Raw genomic sequence first — 15,400 nt, forward strand, 5'->3', positions numbered from 1 at the left:
TGCCGCGCCGCCGTCGCCCCGTACGACTTCTGCCCATCTGCCCATCTGCACCAAGGAGGACTCGCATGACCTGGAAGGTACGCATCGGTATCAATCCCCTGTCCTGGATGAACGACGACCTCCCTTCGCTGGGGGGCGATACGCCGCTGGACACGGCACTGAAGGAGGGCGCCGAGATCGGCTACGCGGGCTTCGAGCTGGGCAACAAGTTTCCGAAAACCGGCCCCGCGCTCAAGGCCAGGCTTGACGCGCACGGGCTGGCCTGCGTCTCCGGCTGGTACTCGGGTTTTCTGGCGCAGGCCGATGCGGGCAGCGATGCACAGGCGATTGCCGCCGAGGCCGAGCGCTGCAAGCCCCACATGGACAGGCTGCGCCACAACGGCGTCGACGTGGTGGTCTATGGCGAATGCGCGGGCACGGTCCAGGGGCAGATCGGCACGCCTGTGTCCCGGCGCCCGCGCTTTGCGGACGATGCTGCCTGGCAGCGCTATGCGTGGCGGCTGGATGCCTTTGGCGCGCACCTGCTGGAGTGTTACGGCATCCGGCTGGCCTATCACCACCACATGGGCGCCCATGTGGAATCCCCGCAGGATGTCGACCGCCTGATGGCGCTGACCGATCCGCGCAAAGTCTTCCTGCTGTTCGATACCGGCCATGCCTACTACGGCGGGGCGGCCGATCCGGCGGCGCTGCTGAAAAAACATGTGGCGCGCGTGGCGCATGTGCATTGCAAGGATGTGCGTCCCCAGGTGATTGCCCAGGCACGCCAGGGCGACTGGAGCTTTCTGCAGGGCGTGGTCAACGGCATCTTCACGGTGCCGGGCGACGGCGCGCTCGACTTCGAGGCGGTGCTGCGCACGCTCAGGGATGCCGGCTACCAGGGCTGGCTGGTGGTCGAGGCCGAGCAGGACCCGGCCATCGCGCCCGGCTACGCATACGCGAAAAAGGGCTACGAGACGCTGCGCGCGCTCGTGGACCGGCTGGGCGCCTGAGGCCATCCGGCATCGAGGCATGAAAACCAAGGGAGGACACCGTCATGACATCTGCAATCCACCACGCCCTGCGGGGCCCTGCGGCCCGGGCCACCGTGCCTTGCCTGTGCGCTGCGGCGCTGGCCGGCGCAGCCAGTCTGGCCACGGCGCAAGGCAGCGTCACGCTGTATGGGCGCATCGTCAGCGGTGTCGACTATATGAACCGCATTGCCGAAGGGCCGGGCCGGTCTTCCGATCAACTCCGGCACGCCGGGCAATGGGGCGCGACCTGGTGGGGGCTGCGCGGGGCCGAGGACCTGGGTGGCGGCCTGAGCGCCGTCTTCCATCTCGAAAGCCAGTTCTCCGCCGACGACGGCACGGTGGGCGACAGCTTCTTCAACCGCTATGCGGTGGTCGGCCTGCGCAGCCAGACATACGGCACGCTGCTGCTGGGCCGGGCCATGGGCATTCCCGATGGCGAGGTCTGGGCCCTGGACCCCATGGGCCTGCAGGCCATGGGCGCGGGCACGCTGCAGGGCAACCGGACCTGGGGGTCGCGCCCCAATGCCATCAGCTACCAGTCGCCGGCCTGGGGAGGGCTCTCGTTTCGCACCCAGCTGGGGCTGAACGGGGAGGCGGGCCGTTCCCGGGCCGGGCGCCAGGCCGCCGCCAGCGTGGGCTATGAGCAGGGGCCGCTGGTGCTCAAGGCCTTCTACGAGGAAATCCGTGACGGCAACGGCGCGTTCGCCTCGCTCTACAAGGCATCGCGCCTGTACACGGTGGGCGCAACCTACCGCGTGGGCGGCCTGAAGCTGTTCACGGGCTACAGCCAGATCCGGTCAGGTGCGCTGACGGTGGCCGACGCCGACAACCCGGCAGGCGCCCGCAGTCAGCAGACCTATTGGATGGGCGCCAACTACCAGGCCACGCCGGCCCTGGTGCTGGCGGGCGGCGCCTACCGCGCCAACCGCAGTGGAGGCGGCGCCAGCCTGGTGAGCCTGGGGGCCAACTACCATCTTTCCCGGCGCACCATGCTGTATGGCACGGTGGGCGCCGTCTCCAACGGCGGCGGAGCCTCGTTCTCGGTGGAGGCCAACAGCGCCAGGCCAGCACCCGGGTCCGGTCAGCAGGGCGTCTACACGGGCATCGTGCACTCGTTCTGACGCTGGCTTTTTGCGCATCAACCCTCGGCCTGGCCGGGTCAAGTCCGGGTGGGCCGGCTCTTGCGGGGCGGCTGCCGCGCCGCTTGGCTGTATTCTTGGCGCTTCGCTTCACGCAGCCTTGCGGCCGTTCCCACCATGCATTTGTCCAGACGCGAATTCCTCGGCGCCGGCGCGGCCGCCGCCTGTGCCTCGCTGGTCGGTTGCGCGGCCTCGGCACCCGTGTCGGGCAGCTTCCTGCAGCCGTGGCGCAGCCATCTGGAGATGCCGCGCGACCAATGGCGCCAGCGCCTGGCCGCCACCCAGGCGCTGGGCTGCCGGGAGCTGTTCGTGCAATGGAGCGGCCTGCAAGGCGAGTCCGAGGCGGACAGCTGGATGCTGGCCGACGCGCAGATCGCCGACCTGCTGGACATCGGCACCGAACTGGGCATGGGCGTGCACCTGGGCCTGCCCTATGACGAGCGCTGGTGGAAGCAGATCAGCCTTTCCAACGCCGCAGGCCCTGCGCCCTACCTGGCGCATATTGCCGAGCAGGGCGCCGCCTATATGTACGCCAGCACCTGGCCGCGCCACGCGGCGTTTCGCGGCTGGTACATCCCCTACGAGCTGGAGCAATACCACTGGGCCGCGCCCGAGCGCATCGAGCTGCTGTTGAGCGCACTGCAGCCACTGGCGCAGGCGGCAGCGGCCACGTCCGGCCAGGTGCCCGGCATCTCCACCTATTTCAGCCAGCTGCAGACGCTGGGCAGCCTGCCCACGCTGTGGAGCATCCTGCTGGACCGCGTGTCCCTGCGCCCCATGGTGCAGGACGGCGTGGGCGTGGCGGGACTGCGCAACTACGAGGCGCTGGCACCGCTGCAGCAGATGCTGCTGGAGCGAAGGGCGCCGTTCGACCTCATCGTGGAACTGTTCGAGCAACTGCCGCCCACGCGGCCCGATGGCTCGGACTTCCAGGCGCGCACGGCCAGCTTCGAGCGCGTGCGCCGCCAGTGGGATGTGGCCCGCGACTACGGCGCCCAGCGCGTCGTCGCCTTCGCCATCGACCCCTGGGTGCTGAACGACACGCCAGAGGCTAAGCAACTGCTGCGCGAGTGGAAGGCCGCCGCCCGCTGAGCGCGGTGGCTGCCGGGTCAGAAGCGCTTGCCGATGATCTCTCGCAGGATCTCGCTGCTTCCGCCGAAGATGCGCAGCGCCCGTGCATCGGCCCAGGCGCGGCCAATGCCGTATTCGGCCATGTAGCCGTAGCCGCCGTGCAATTGCAGCAGCTCGTCCAGCACCTGGCCCTGCAGCTCGGTGGCATTGAGCTTGGCCATGGCGGCGGTGACGGAGTCCAGTGAGCCTTCCATGTGCCGGGCCAGGCAGTCGTCCAGGAAGACGCGCAGCATGGTGGTCTTGGCCAGCGCATCGGCGAACTTGAAGCGGGTGTTCTGGTAGTCGAGCACGCGGCGCCCGAAGACCTTGCGGTTGCGCACGAACTCGGCAGCCTCATCCAGCATGCCTTCGGTGGAGGCTGCCGCGCGCAGCGCGATCGCCAGCCGCTCCTGCGCCAGCTCCTGCGTCACATGCTCGAAGGCGGCGTTTTCGCGGCCCAGCAGGTGGTCGGCCGGCAGGTGCAGTTCGTCGAAGAACAGCTCGCAGGTGTCCTGGCTGTGCTGGCCTATCTTGCGCAGTGCCGGTCCCTTGCCCAGGCCCTTCATGCCTTCTTCCACCACGAACAGCGACAGGCCGCGCGCGCCCAGGTCGGGCTCGGTGCTGGCCAGCACCACCATCAGGCCGGCGTTGACGCCATTGGTGATGAAGGTTTTCTGGCCGTTGAGCACATAGCCGCCGCCCTCACTCTCGCTCTTGCGGCGGGCGCGCGTGCGTACGGCCTTGAGGTCGCTGCCCGCGCCGGGCTCGGTCAGGGCGATGGCGCCGATCAGCTCGCCCGTGGCCATGCGCGGCAGCCAGCGGTCCTTCTGCACCTGCGTGCCGAAGTTCCAGAGATAGGGCGCCACCATGTCGGAATGGATGGAAAAGCCGATGCCCAGGCAGTTGGCGCGCGCCAGCGCCTCGATGACCACGGCCGCGTGGCCGAAGTCGCCGCCCTGGCCGTAGGGCGGGGGCAGGTCGCAGTTGAGCAGGCCGCTGTCGCCGGCCTTGCGCCACAGGGCGCGCGGCGTGATGCCCTCTGCCTCCCAGTCATTGATGTGGGGCAGGATCTCGGTGGCCACGAATCGGTCCACCTGTTCCTTGAACAGCAGGTGGTCTTCACGCAATACGGAGCGGGTGCGCATGTCTGTGTCGGCCTCCTTGGGCTGGGTCAGGGGCGATAGGTGTCGGTGGCGCTGGCCTGGCCGCGCAGCACGGGGGCGGCGGCCGTCCCTGTCATGAACAGGCTGTAGTGGTCGCCCGGCTGCAGCTGGGGCAGTGCCAGCGGCGCGCTGGCCGCAGTGGCGCAGGTGGCGGCGAGCTGGGCGCTGACCGGGTTGATGGAGCGGCTGGCCGACCTGGCGGGCGCCACGCCCGTGAACAGCGGCGTGCCCGTGCCGGCGATCTTGAGCCCGCCTTCGGTGCAATCGTCGATCAGGTTGTAGAAGCGCAGCTCGGCCTTGAGCGCGTCCTGGCTGCCGCCGGAGTCGTCGATGGCCGTGAAGCGCGCGGCCGCGTTCTTGCCCTGGCGCTGCGGCACCAAGGTGGTGAAGCTGCCCGGCGCCACCTTCATGCTGCCGGCGCTCTTGCCGTCCAGCTGAATGGCAAAGGGCGTGTCGCCCTTGACGATGGCGTAGCTGCTGGCCGGCTTGCTGCCGGACAGCGTCTGCTCGGGGCCGTCGCCTATCTTCACGCGCAGGCTGCCCGCGTCGGGGTGGACCACGCGCACGAAGGACGAGCCTGCAGGCGGGCGCGCGGCATAGAGCTGGGCCAGCGTGCCTTCGGCATGCGCGGCGGGCAGGCAGGAGAGCCCGGCCAGGCCGGCCAGGGCGAGGGCGAGGGCGACGGTACGCATCACGGGGGAAAAAGCGGAGGTCATGCCTGCGGGTCCTTGGTTTCCTTGGCGGGGCGCATGCGTGCATCAAGGTACATGCGCTCCAGTTGCTTGCGGTCGGCCTTGTCAGTCTGCGTCAGCGGAAAGCCGTGGCAGGCCAGCAGTTCCGACGGAATCATGTAGGGCGGCACCCGCTGGGCCAGCAGCTCGCGCCATCCGGCCAGGTCTTCGGGCAGGGGCTGCATGCCGGGCGGGCCGCTGCGGTCCAGGTCCACGAAGCCGATCATGCGCACGATGAATCCATCGGGCCGCTTGAGTGCCACCGCCGCGCCTGCGCGCACGCCAGGCAGGGTGGCCAGCACGGCATCGACCTCGGCCAGCTCGATGCGGTAGCCGTGCATCTTGATCTGGTCGTCGCGCCGGCCGTGGAAGGTGACCAGGCCCTCGCCGTCGATCTCGCCCAGGTCGCCCGTGCGGTAGCCGCGCTTGCCGTTGCGCATGAACATGCGTGTGGCGTGCAGGTCGGGGCGGTTCAGGTAGCCGCGCATCACGTGGTCGCCGGCCACGCAGATCTCGCCTTCGTCCAGGAACACATCGGCATAGGGCTTGGCCCGGCCGATGGGAAAGGGCAGCGGCGCGCGCTGGCGCAGCGCGGGGTCGATCTCCACCCAGGTGGTGGAGCAGGTGGCCTCGGTGGGGCCGTAGGAGTTGATGATGCGCGCCTGGGGAAAGCGGCTCCACAGCGCTTCGGCCACGGTGGGCGTGAGCGATTCGGCGCCGAAGACGAAGACGCGCAGGTCGGGCAGGTGCTGCTGGTCGAAGTCGGCATCCAGCAGCTGCTGGCGCACGAAGGAGGGCGTGGATGCCCAGACGTTCACATGGGTGCCCGCCAGGTAGGCGGCAAAGGCCTGGCGGTCGGCAATGGTCTCGCGCGCGCACAGCACGCAGGCGCCGCCCGTGACCAGGGCGCCCATCCAGTTGAACAGCGAAAAGTCGAAGCTGAACAGCATCTGGTCCATGAAGACCGGCGCCTCGCCCAGGGCCAGGCAGTCGCGTATCCAGCCGGCGAACAGGCCCAGGCTCTCGCGCCCGATCTGCACGCCCTTGGGATCGCCCGTGCTGCCCGAGGTGAACATGATGTAGGCCAGCGATTTTTCCTGCAGCGGCTGCGCGGCGATGCCGGTGTCCAGGAAGCTGCGGGCCTGCGCGTCGTAGTGCAGGCCGGCCTGCACCAGCGTGGCGATGCGCGCCATGCGCTCGGGCGGGTTGATCACGTCCACCGGCACGAAGGGCACGCCCAGGCGCAGGCAGCCGAGGATGGCCACGAGGAACGCGGTCTCCTTGTGCCCCGTGATCAGCAGCGGCTCGTCGCGCCGCGCGCCGCGCGCCAGCGCCTGCTGCTCCCATTGCGCCACGGCCTGGGCCAGTTGCTGCCAGTCCAGCGTGCCGGCGGCATCGATCACGGCGGGCCGCGCGGTGTCGGCGCCGGGCTCGGTGAAGTCGAAGCGGTCAAAACTGAATCGCATGCGGGCTCCTTGTTGCGCGGGGACAAAGGGACAGGGCGGCGGCGTGCAGGCGCTGCATCAGGCCTTGCGCTGCTCGGCCACGTACTGCGCCAGCGTGTGCACGGATTCCAGGTGCAGGTCGATCTCCGATGGCGGTATCTTGACACCGAACTCCTTTTCGATGGCCAGTGCCACGTCCACGGCGGACAGCGAGTCCACCAAGCCCGATTCGAGCAGCAGCGTATCGGGCTCGACCGAGGTCAGGATGATGGCGCCGATGATCTGGGCAATCTTGGTTTCGATGTCATTCAGGGACATGGTTTTTCTCCAACAGGTGTTTCAGAACTGGAAATACAGGAAGCGGGTTTCCTTGTGCAGGTTGACCAGGCACAGGAACAGCAGGAACAGGGTCACGGCCGTCCAGCCTGCGCTGGGGCGCCAGCGCATCCAGGCGCGGGGCGCTTCCTGCACCTTGAACATGGCGGGCGAGAAGCGGCCCAGGATCTGGTGGGCATTGGGCGTGAACCAGGCAATGGCCAGCAGCAGCAGGACCAGGGCCAGCTGCATGTGGTGGCCTATGGCCAGCCGCAGCGCGTCGCCCACGGCCAGGCCCTGCAGGTGCGACAGCGATTCCAGCGCCTCCACGCCGCGCAGGCCGGCCATGCCCTTGAGCAGCAGCATGGCGTCGCCCACGCCGTGGGCGCGGAAGAAGGTCTGGGCGATGAGCACGGCAATGAAGGTGATGACAACGCACAGCGCCTGCACGCCCCGGCCCGACTTGCGTGCGGCGGCCGGCTTGCGGCTGACCACGAAGATGCGCCAGGCGTGGTTGACCGACAGGTAGAAGGCATGCAGCAGGCCGAAGATCACGTACTGCAGGCCTGCGCCGTGCCAGATGCCCGCCAGCCCCATGGTGAACAGCGTGGGCACGACGATGGTGGCCGCAAAGCCGCCGGGCGTGCGCGCGGCGCTGGAGCCCACGGACAGGCCGCGCTTTTCGCGTGCGCGCGAGATGGCCATGGCCACGGGGTAGTACAGGTAGGCCGTGAGGTAGCGCGTCAGCGTCATGTGCCAGCGTGCCCAGAAGTCGATGATGCTGCCGGCCTTGTAGGGCGAGTTGAAGTTCAGCGGGAAACGGATGCCGAACATGCGCGCCAGGCCCAGCGCCATGTCCGAATAGCCCGAGAAGTCGAAGTACAGCTGCAGCGCGTAGCTGAGGCTGGCGCCCCAGGCGGCCCAGAACTGCAGCTCGCCGGGCGCGGCGAATCCCGCGTCCGCATAGGGCGCGATCTCGTCGGCCAGCAGCACCTTCTTGGCCAGGCCGATCACGAACAGCGTGCCGCCGATGGACAGGTTGTCCGCGCGGAACCGGTAGTTATCCGGCTGCGCGAACTGCGGCATCATTTCCTTGTGGTGCAGGATGGGCCCCGCGATCAGGTGCGGGAAGAAGGTCACGAACAGCACGTAGCTGAGCAGGCTGCGTTCCTTGACGATGCCCGAGCGGCAGTCCAGCAGGTAGCCGATCTGGGTGAAGGTGAAGAACGAGATGCCCAGCGGCAGGATCAGCTCGTGCATCCCGCCCTGCGTCAGCCCCCATTCGCCCAGGAAGTTGAACAGCGTGGCGAAGTACTTGTAGTGGAACAGTGCCGCCAGGTCGGCGCCCACGCCCAGGGCGGTGACCAGCCCCTGCAGCCGCGCACGGCCCGCAAAGCGCAGGATCAGCAGGCTCACCACGTAGTTGAAGGCGATGGACAGCGCCAGCAGGGCGACGAACTGCGGGTTCCACCAGCCGTAGAAGACAAAGGACGTCAGGCACAGCCAGAACGCGGCCAGCCGCAGGCTGATGGCCCCGGCCAGGTAGTGGCCCGCCAGCGCGATGGGCAGGAACAGCAGCAGGAAAAGATAGGAATTGAACAGCATGTAGCGGGCGGGGTCACGCAGGCGGGGAGGCGGCGTCCATCTCCTTGAGCGCCGCTTTTTCATCGTCCGTCAGGGGCAGGGACAAGGTGTTTTCCGAGAACTCCCAGATCACCAGCCGCAGGCTGGCCGGCCAGGAGGCGCGGCGCTTGAGCGCGGCCACCATGGCGCCGCTGAACTGGCCGCCGTCCATGCTGAGGTTCCAGACTTCCTGGCCCAGCGCGCGGCCGAGCTGCGGCGCGAAATTGCTGCGCAGCCCGTTGGAGCTGCCGGCCAGCAGCACCTGCACGGGCGGTGTCTCGTCCAGCAGGCCGCCGCCGCGCACGGGGGTGATGGTCTGCGGGCGCACCTGGTCGCGCCGTGGGCGCCAGCCGGCCGGGGCATCGGCCAGGCCGGCCAGGGCCAGCAGGTCGCCGGGCAGCGGCTGCAGCGGCCCGGGCGCGGTTTCCTCGAAGGCCTGGGCGCCGCGCTGCCCGCCCAGCAGCGGCAGCGCGGCCTGGGCCACGGCCAGGGCGGCGGCGCGTGCGCCCTCGGCATTCATGTGCACGTCGGTGCGAAAGAAAACGGGTTGCGCCTGCTCCTGTGTCTGCAGGGCGGGGCGCAGATCGGCGAAGGCAATGCCGTCGGCCTGCAGGCGCTGCTGCCACAGGTCCAGGCGCTGCAGCATCACGGGTGCCACGGGCAGGCCGCACAGATGGGCGGCCTCGATGCGCGACTTGTCGGGCACGGCCACCACCAGGGTGGCAATGCCTTTGTCCTGCAACTGCCGGGTCCAGTGGCGCAGCAGGCGCTGGCGCGCCTCGAAGGGCGCGGCGCCCGTGCCGGGCTGGGGCCGCAGGCCGTCGCGGTAGAACATCCATTGCGGGCAGCCCAGGGCCACCTGCGCTCCCGTGTCGCCCAGCAGGCGGTAGCGCAGCGCGGCCTGGCCGGTTTCCAGCGAGGACTGAGCAGGCAGGCGCAGGCCCTTGTTCAGCGCCGCGCCCGCGCGGCCATCCAGCCAGGCGGCCAGTTGCAGCTCGCCGGCCTTCGGTCCCCCGCTGGCCAGCGTCCAGCCACCCCAGGCCAGGCCCGACAGCAGCAGGGCGCCCCAGATCCAGGCGTTGCGCCGGTGTCCTTTGTCGGTTTGCAGTTCTTGCGCGGTGGGGTCCACGGTGTCAGCCCTTGAGCGCGGCCCGCAGCCGCTCCAGCCAGGTGGCGTTGGGCATGAGCGAGGCGTTGTCCCACTGGCCGGCCGCGTTGGGGCCGTAGCTGTAGGTGGGCTCGAACATCTGCCACACCAGCACCTGGGGCTTGTGGGACTTGAAGGCCGGCGACTCCAGGTACTCCAGCAGCATGGTCCACTGGCCCACGTTGCCGGGCTTCCAGTTCAGCGAGACCGGGCGGTCCAGCAGGTTGGAGAGCTTTTGCGGAAAGCCGAAGTAGGGCTGGACCATGCTGTGGCCGGTGACATGGACGGGGGCGGGCTCATCGTCGAGCAGGCCCTTGGCCGGAGCCTGGCGGCGCACGGTGTAGACCTCGCGGCCGATCTGCTTGCGCTCCTCGGCGGTCAGGAACAGCTCGGCCAGGTCGCCATAGCGGCGCTCGGTGACGGTGTCGCCCAGGGCCAGGCCGCTGCCGGCGCTGCCGGCCAGCTGGGGCACCTCGCCCTGGACCATGCGGGCGGTGGCCTCGGCCGTGGCGTCGGCTGCCGCCTGGGTCCAGTGCTGGTCGGTGCGGTAGAACACGTCCTTGCCGCTGTCGCGCACGGTGCGCAGCACGGCCTCGTCGTCAAAGCTGGGAATGCCGGCGGCCTGCAGCGCCTGCAGCACCTGCTTGTAGCGGCCCTGGACATCGGCGCTCATGGCCTTGCCGTCGGGCATCTTGTCGGCATAGAAGCGCACCTTGTCGGGCAGAAGCAGCACCTGTAGCTTCACGCCGCGCGCGGCCAGCAGGTTGCGCGCCTCGGTGATCAGCCGGGTGGATTCGGTGATGCCGGCGCGGTCCACCTGGGTCAGGCTGCCCCAGCCCGGAAACAGCCAGCCGTCCTTGCCCCTGAGAACGATGGAGGAGCTGTCCTGTGCCTGGGCCTGTGCCGTACCCTGCGCTGCCAGCGCGCCCAGCATCAGGGCGCAGCCGGCCAGCCCGCGTGCGGCGCGTGCCATGCCCGAGCGCAGTCCGTGCAGGGCGGGGCGGGGTGCTTGCTTGGTCGAATCCATGGGAGCTTTCTCCTTTTCTCTTGTCTGTGTGGTGGTGGCGGCGGCGGGGCAGGGCTTTCAATAGGACAGCGTCAGCGTCATGAACAGGCCCTTGGCGCGGTCGGCTTGGCCGCCACCGATGTTGAAGCGGTACTGCATGGACCAGTCCACATAGGACTGGGCCGTGCTGTAGTGGCTTTCGCGAAACCATTGGCGCAGGCTGACGCCCACGCCGGCGCTGGCGGACCAGCTGCTGCCATTGCCTTGCAGGGCCAGCGTCTGCCCCTGCTGGGCGGCCAACTGGGCTGCGGTGGGCGTGGCGCCCGGGGCGGCCTGCAGGGAGCGCACATCGACGCGGTTCCTCTGCTTGATCCAGTCGGCCGCGACCACGCCGAACGGAAAGATCACCAGCCCCTGGTTGATGCCGTCGGCACGGAAGCTGCGGCCGAAGCGGGCCTCGGTGGAGAAGAACCATTGCTCGCGCTTGTAGCGGCCCGAGCCGTCGCCCACCAGGGCGCCGTTGGTCTGGTCGGTCAGCGTGAAGCGCGAGGCCATGCTCTGGTTGGCATAGCCGGCCTGGCTGTAGCCCTCCATGGTGAACCAGCTGGAGCGGTCCGTGCGCCGGCCCGTTCCCTCGTAGAAGCCATGGGTGACATAGGCCAGCCAGCCGCCCTGGCCTGCGCCCGCGCTGTACTTGGCCGATATCGGGTTGCCCAGCGCCGGGCCCGTGGGGTTGAGCGGATCGCGCCCGCTCATCAGGCAGCGCAGCTGGGGCGATTCAGGCGTGATGAAGCCCGAGCGCGTAGCCGTGCCCAGGTTGAACTGGCGCTCTATGCCGAAGGTCAGCGCGTACTTGGTGGACGGCGTGAAGCGCATGCCCAGCGAGCCCGTGGTGGTGGGCAGGCCCGATACGCCCCGGTTGTCGCCCGCCTGCACATTGATGGGCAGGCCGGTGCAGGGGTCGATGGCGCTCTGGCCCAGCGTGGTGCCGCCGCCGTCGTGCAAGGTGCTGCCCAGCCGCCCGTAGACATCGAAGATGCGCGTCGATGAGTTCAGGAAGTTGGACGGGCGCCAGTAGGCCTCGGCCGTGCCGAAGACGGCGTCGCCCGCCTGGGTGAGGATGCCGTCCGAGAACGCACGCCCCGCAGGCCGCGCACCCCGGTAGCCCATGGAGACGATGGCGCCCCACTCGCGTGCGTAGCCGGAGACGGCGCTGCGTGCGTTCTCGCGCTGGCCGGGCGTGAGCTTGGCGGTGCCGGCGTCGTCCAGGTCGATGGCTTCCTTGAAGGTGCGCACGGCGCCCCGGTTGTCGCCGGTGCCGGCCAGCGCATAGCCTTCGTCCAGCATGGCGCCCGCTGGCGCCTCGCCCGTGGCGCGCGCCGCGCGAAAGTCCTGCAGCGCCTTGGCCGGCTCTTCCTGGCGCGAGTACAGGTAGCCGCGCTGCATCAGCAGCTGGGGGTCGTTGGGGGTGAGGGACAGGGACTTGTCCAGCCGCAGCAGGGCCTGGCCCTGCTGGTCGCGGTCGCCTGCGGCCAGCGTGGTGGTCAGCAGCTTTTGCAGTTGCGGGTTGTCGGGGTCCTGCTCCACGGCCGTGCGCGCGTGGTCGATGGCGGCCTTGTAGTCCTGGCGTGCGTAGGCCGCATAGGCCTGGGCGCTGGGGCCGCCCGTGCCCTGGGCATCGGAAGGCTGCAGCTCGCAGACCGTGCCGTAGGGCGTGTCGCGGCAGTCCTGCAGGGGCGGCGGATAGTCGGCCATGGCCAGGGTCTGCGAGGCGCCGCGCGTATCGGCCACCATGGGCGTGTCGCGGCCCGGGCGCAGGTCATCGGCTTGCTTGAGGCGGCGGGCCACGGATTCATCCTGTGCCGGCATGGGCGCCAGCAGCGCGCGGGCGCGTGCCGCGTCGCCAGCGGCCAGGGCCGCGTCGGCCGCGATCAGGCGCAGGTTGGCGGACTGCTTTTCGTCCAGCCAGTCCTGCTTGAGCACGGCATCGAAGTCCTCGTTGGCCTGTGCGGTCTTGCCCTGGCGCTGGCGGATGTAGCCGCGCATGCCCAGCGCCGCTGTGTCTTCGTTGTCCTGCGCCAGCGCCTCGTCTGCGGCTTTTTCCGCATCGGGCAATTGCTCGGCCAGCAGCAGCGAGGTGATCAGCAGCAGGCGGTGCGATGCCGTTCCCGGCGCCAGCGCCACGGCTTCGCGCGCAAAGGGCACGGCCTGCGCCGGGTTGTTGGCGATCAGCGCCTGGTAGGCCTTTTGCGCCGGCAGCACGGCCTGGCTGCGGCGCAGGGTCTGGCGCTTGGCCACCAGGTCGCTTTTGTTGGGTGGGTCCAGGGCCAGGGCGGCATCTGCGGCCTCGATGGCGGCGCCCAGTTGCTCCTGCGCCTCCAGCGCGCCTATCCACAGCAGCGCCCACTGGCCCTGGCTGGGGTCCAGGCGAAAGGCCTGCTCGGCCCTGCGCGCGCTGTCCGCGTAGTTTTTGGCGTTGTAGTCGGTGTAGGCCTGCGTGGCGATGGGAAAGGCCTTGTTGTAGGCCTCGGAAGCCGTGGCCCCCGCAGGCCCGCCCGCCGCCCCGCCTGCCGCTGCGGCCCGCACATTGGTTTCGGCCTGCTGCAGCGTGGCCTCGTCCAGCCCGGCGGCGCGGGCCGAGGCGATGGCCTTGAGCGCTTCCTCGTTCTTGCCCTGCTTTTGCAGCGAGTAGATCAGCAGCATGCGCAGGCGCAGCAGGTCGGGGCGCAGCTGTATGGCCGATGCGGCGGCGGTCGCGGCCCGTGCAAAGCGGCCGGCCTGGTAGTGGGCATAGGCCTGGTTGGCCAGCTGCCACGCGCGGCCCCTGAGCGGCGCCTCGGCCTTGACGGCCGCCACGGCCTGCGGCCAGGCCGGCGGCGTGTTCCAGCCGGCGCCCAGCAGCGCGGCCAGCGTGAGAGGGCGAACGAGGGGAGCGAGATGCTTCATATGCCGGCCCTTGGAGTGCTTGGAATGCCTTGTGCGGGAATGTCGGGATGCACCGTGGGGTCGGTGGGCTCCCCCTGCTGGAAGCTGATGGCCTCGCGCAGCGTGGCCTCGTCGAGCCAGCCCTGCTCCATGAGGATGGCGCCCAGCGGACGGCGTTCGCGCTGCTGTATCTCCAGCGCGGTGGCCAGCCGGGTTTCGTCGATGGCCTGCCATGACAGCAGCAGCTCGCCCAGGCGCTGGCGCTGGTGGCTCAACTGGTCGGTGGACGGGAAGTCGTGCATGGTCTTGTCCCAGGCCAGCCGCTTGCCCGTGACCAGGTGGACGATGAACAGCTTCCAGGCGCGCGCCGCCGCCATGGCATTGATGAAGTTGCCGATCACCATGCGCGGGATGGACAGCATGGCGTGCTCCCAGCCGTACAGGCGCGAGACGAACCAGGCGCGCTGCACCACGCGCAGCAGCAGGGCGATGACGTTGACGCTCATCAGCGTCACCAGCCAGCCGTTGGGAGCGAACAGGGACGGGTAGTACACCGTCCACCAGCCCATGTGATCGGCCAGCAGGAACAGCAGGAAGTTCAGCAGCAGCAGATAGGCCAGGATGGCCACGAAGGAGGTCACCAGCCCCTTGCGGTCCCGGAACAGCAGGTACTTGGTGGACAGCGGCCCGGCCCAGCCGACCTGGCTCCAGCCCTGCAGGCCGATGCCCAGTGTCCAGCGCGCCTTTTGCCGGTAGGCGGTCTTGAAGGTGTTGGGAAAGAATTCGCGTATGCCCAGCGGCATGGTCAGCGTGGACACCTTTTCCTTGCCCAGGCCGAACAGCGGCTTGCGCCGTATCACGTAGTCCACGGGGAACTTGCCGAAGATCTGCTTCATGCCCCGGCGTGCCAGCCGCGCGCCGATGTCGTAGTCCTCGGTCAGCGTGTCGGTGTTGAAGGGCTGGTTGTGGGTCTCGGCCGCCAGCTCCTCCATCGCCTTGCGCGAAAAGCAGGTGCCCACGCCGGCCGAGGGCACCATGTGCGACATGCTCTCGCGCACCACCAGGTCCTTGGTGTGCCATTCGGCGAATTCGTCCATGTAGGTGCCGGCCACCAGCTCGTACCACTCGCGCTCCAGGGAGGTCACGGGCAGCTGGATGAAGTCCATGCGCGGCAGCAGGTAGTTGTAGTACTTGAGCTCCAGCGGGTGCAGCACGTCCTCGCTGTCGTGCAGGATCACGCCGGCAAAGGGCTCGGGCTGCAGCGTGTTCTGCTGGAAGATGGCCTGCACGATCCAGTTGAGGCAGTCGGCCTTGCAGGTGGGGCCGTCGTGGGGCACCTCCACGCGGACCAGCTGGCGGTAGCGCCGGCGCATGCGCTCGACCTCGTTCTTGGTGCGCTCGTCGTTGCGGTAGGTGCCCACGAAGATCATGTAGTTCTTGTAGTCCAGCGTGCCCACCATGCTCTCGAGCATGGGCGCGATCACGTCGTACTCCAGCCAGGCCGGCACCATGATGGCCAGCGGCTTTTCCTCGACCTCCTGCAACTGCTGTGCCTTGAGCGGCTGGTAGCGGCGCTTGACGGTCAGCGCGCGCCAGGCCTCGCGCACCCAGTACCAGGCGTCGATGAACAGGTCGTCGATGCTGGACAGCAGGATGACGACGGCCACCACGGCGCTGACGATCTCCAGCGCGTGGTAGTAGTCGGCCACCAGGTAGGGCCAGTAGAGGGAAGAGATCATGGCGATCGCCTCATGCCGTCGTCATCGTTGCCCGGGCCGGGCTC

General features: G+C 69.1%; 12 protein-coding genes. 3 read left to right on the forward strand and 9 right to left on the reverse strand.

Features of this window, described 5'->3' with window-relative positions:
* Window positions 1–65 precede the first annotated feature (65 nt).
* The 3 genes from iolE to DACI_RS14725 all read left to right on the forward strand — a co-directional run bounded on the left by iolE (window position 66) and on the right by DACI_RS14725 (window position 3,244).
* Window positions 66–992 carry a myo-inosose-2 dehydratase gene (iolE, locus tag DACI_RS14715; RefSeq protein ID WP_012204780.1) on the forward strand — a complete coding sequence of 309 codons (927 nt, stop codon included), beginning with the start codon at window positions 66–68 and terminating at the stop codon, window positions 990–992.
* 44 nt (window positions 993–1,036) lie between these two features.
* Window positions 1,037–2,134 carry a porin gene (locus tag DACI_RS14720; protein WP_012204781.1) on the forward strand — a complete coding sequence of 366 codons (1,098 nt, stop codon included), beginning with the start codon at window positions 1,037–1,039 and terminating at the stop codon, window positions 2,132–2,134.
* 135 nt (window positions 2,135–2,269) lie between these two features.
* Window positions 2,270–3,244 (forward strand): DUF4434 domain-containing protein, encoded by a 975-nt coding sequence (locus DACI_RS14725; protein WP_043781529.1) that lies wholly within the window; start codon window positions 2,270–2,272, stop codon window positions 3,242–3,244.
* Window positions 3,245–3,261: 17 nt separating this feature from the next.
* On the opposite strand, the gene DACI_RS14730 is transcribed toward DACI_RS14725, so the two are convergent.
* The 9 genes from DACI_RS14730 to DACI_RS14770 are packed head-to-tail and all read right to left on the reverse strand — an operon-like array spanning window position 3,262 to window position 15,356.
* Window positions 3,262–4,407 carry an acyl-CoA dehydrogenase family protein gene (locus DACI_RS14730; RefSeq protein WP_012204783.1) on the reverse strand — a complete coding sequence of 382 codons (1,146 nt, stop codon included), beginning with the start codon at window positions 4,405–4,407 and terminating at the stop codon, window positions 3,262–3,264.
* Between the two features lie 26 nt (window positions 4,408–4,433).
* On the reverse strand, window positions 4,434–5,141 hold the full coding sequence (locus tag DACI_RS14735) for an alginate O-acetyltransferase AlgF (protein ID WP_012204784.1): 708 nt from the start codon (window positions 5,139–5,141) through the stop codon (window positions 4,434–4,436).
* On the reverse strand, window positions 5,138–6,622 hold the full coding sequence (locus DACI_RS14740) for an AMP-binding protein (RefSeq protein WP_012204785.1): 1,485 nt from the start codon (window positions 6,620–6,622) through the stop codon (window positions 5,138–5,140). The genes DACI_RS14735 and DACI_RS14740 overlap by 4 nt, the downstream gene beginning before the upstream one ends.
* Window positions 6,623–6,679: 57 nt before the next feature.
* On the reverse strand, window positions 6,680–6,919 hold the full coding sequence (locus tag DACI_RS14745) for an acyl carrier protein (RefSeq protein ID WP_012204786.1): 240 nt from the start codon (window positions 6,917–6,919) through the stop codon (window positions 6,680–6,682).
* Window positions 6,920–6,940: 21 nt separating this feature from the next.
* Window positions 6,941–8,521: an MBOAT family O-acyltransferase gene (locus DACI_RS14750; RefSeq protein ID WP_012204787.1), complete on the reverse strand. Its 1,581-nt coding sequence runs from the start codon at window positions 8,519–8,521 to the stop codon at window positions 6,941–6,943.
* 13 nt (window positions 8,522–8,534) lie between these two features.
* Window positions 8,535–9,668, reverse strand: coding sequence for an alginate O-acetyltransferase AlgX-related protein (locus DACI_RS14755; protein WP_012204788.1), 1,134 nt, complete (start codon window positions 9,666–9,668; stop codon window positions 8,535–8,537).
* A 4-nt stretch (window positions 9,669–9,672) separates the two neighbouring features.
* Entirely contained in the window at window positions 9,673–10,713 is a 1,041-nt protein-coding gene (locus tag DACI_RS14760; RefSeq protein WP_012204789.1) for an alginate O-acetyltransferase AlgX-related protein, read from the reverse strand.
* A gap of 57 nt (window positions 10,714–10,770) precedes the next feature.
* A complete protein-coding gene (locus tag DACI_RS14765) occupies window positions 10,771–13,638 on the reverse strand; it encodes an NfrA family protein (RefSeq protein WP_012204790.1) in 2,868 nt (955 codons plus the stop codon).
* Window positions 13,635–15,356 carry a glycosyl transferase family protein gene (locus DACI_RS14770; RefSeq protein WP_012204791.1) on the reverse strand — a complete coding sequence of 574 codons (1,722 nt, stop codon included), beginning with the start codon at window positions 15,354–15,356 and terminating at the stop codon, window positions 13,635–13,637. The genes DACI_RS14765 and DACI_RS14770 overlap by 4 nt, the downstream gene beginning before the upstream one ends.
* Between the last annotated feature and the right edge of the window lie 44 nt (window positions 15,357–15,400).

Source organism: Delftia acidovorans SPH-1 (assembly GCF_000018665.1).
Classification (GTDB): Bacteria; Pseudomonadota; Gammaproteobacteria; order Burkholderiales; family Burkholderiaceae_C; genus Comamonas; species Comamonas acidovorans.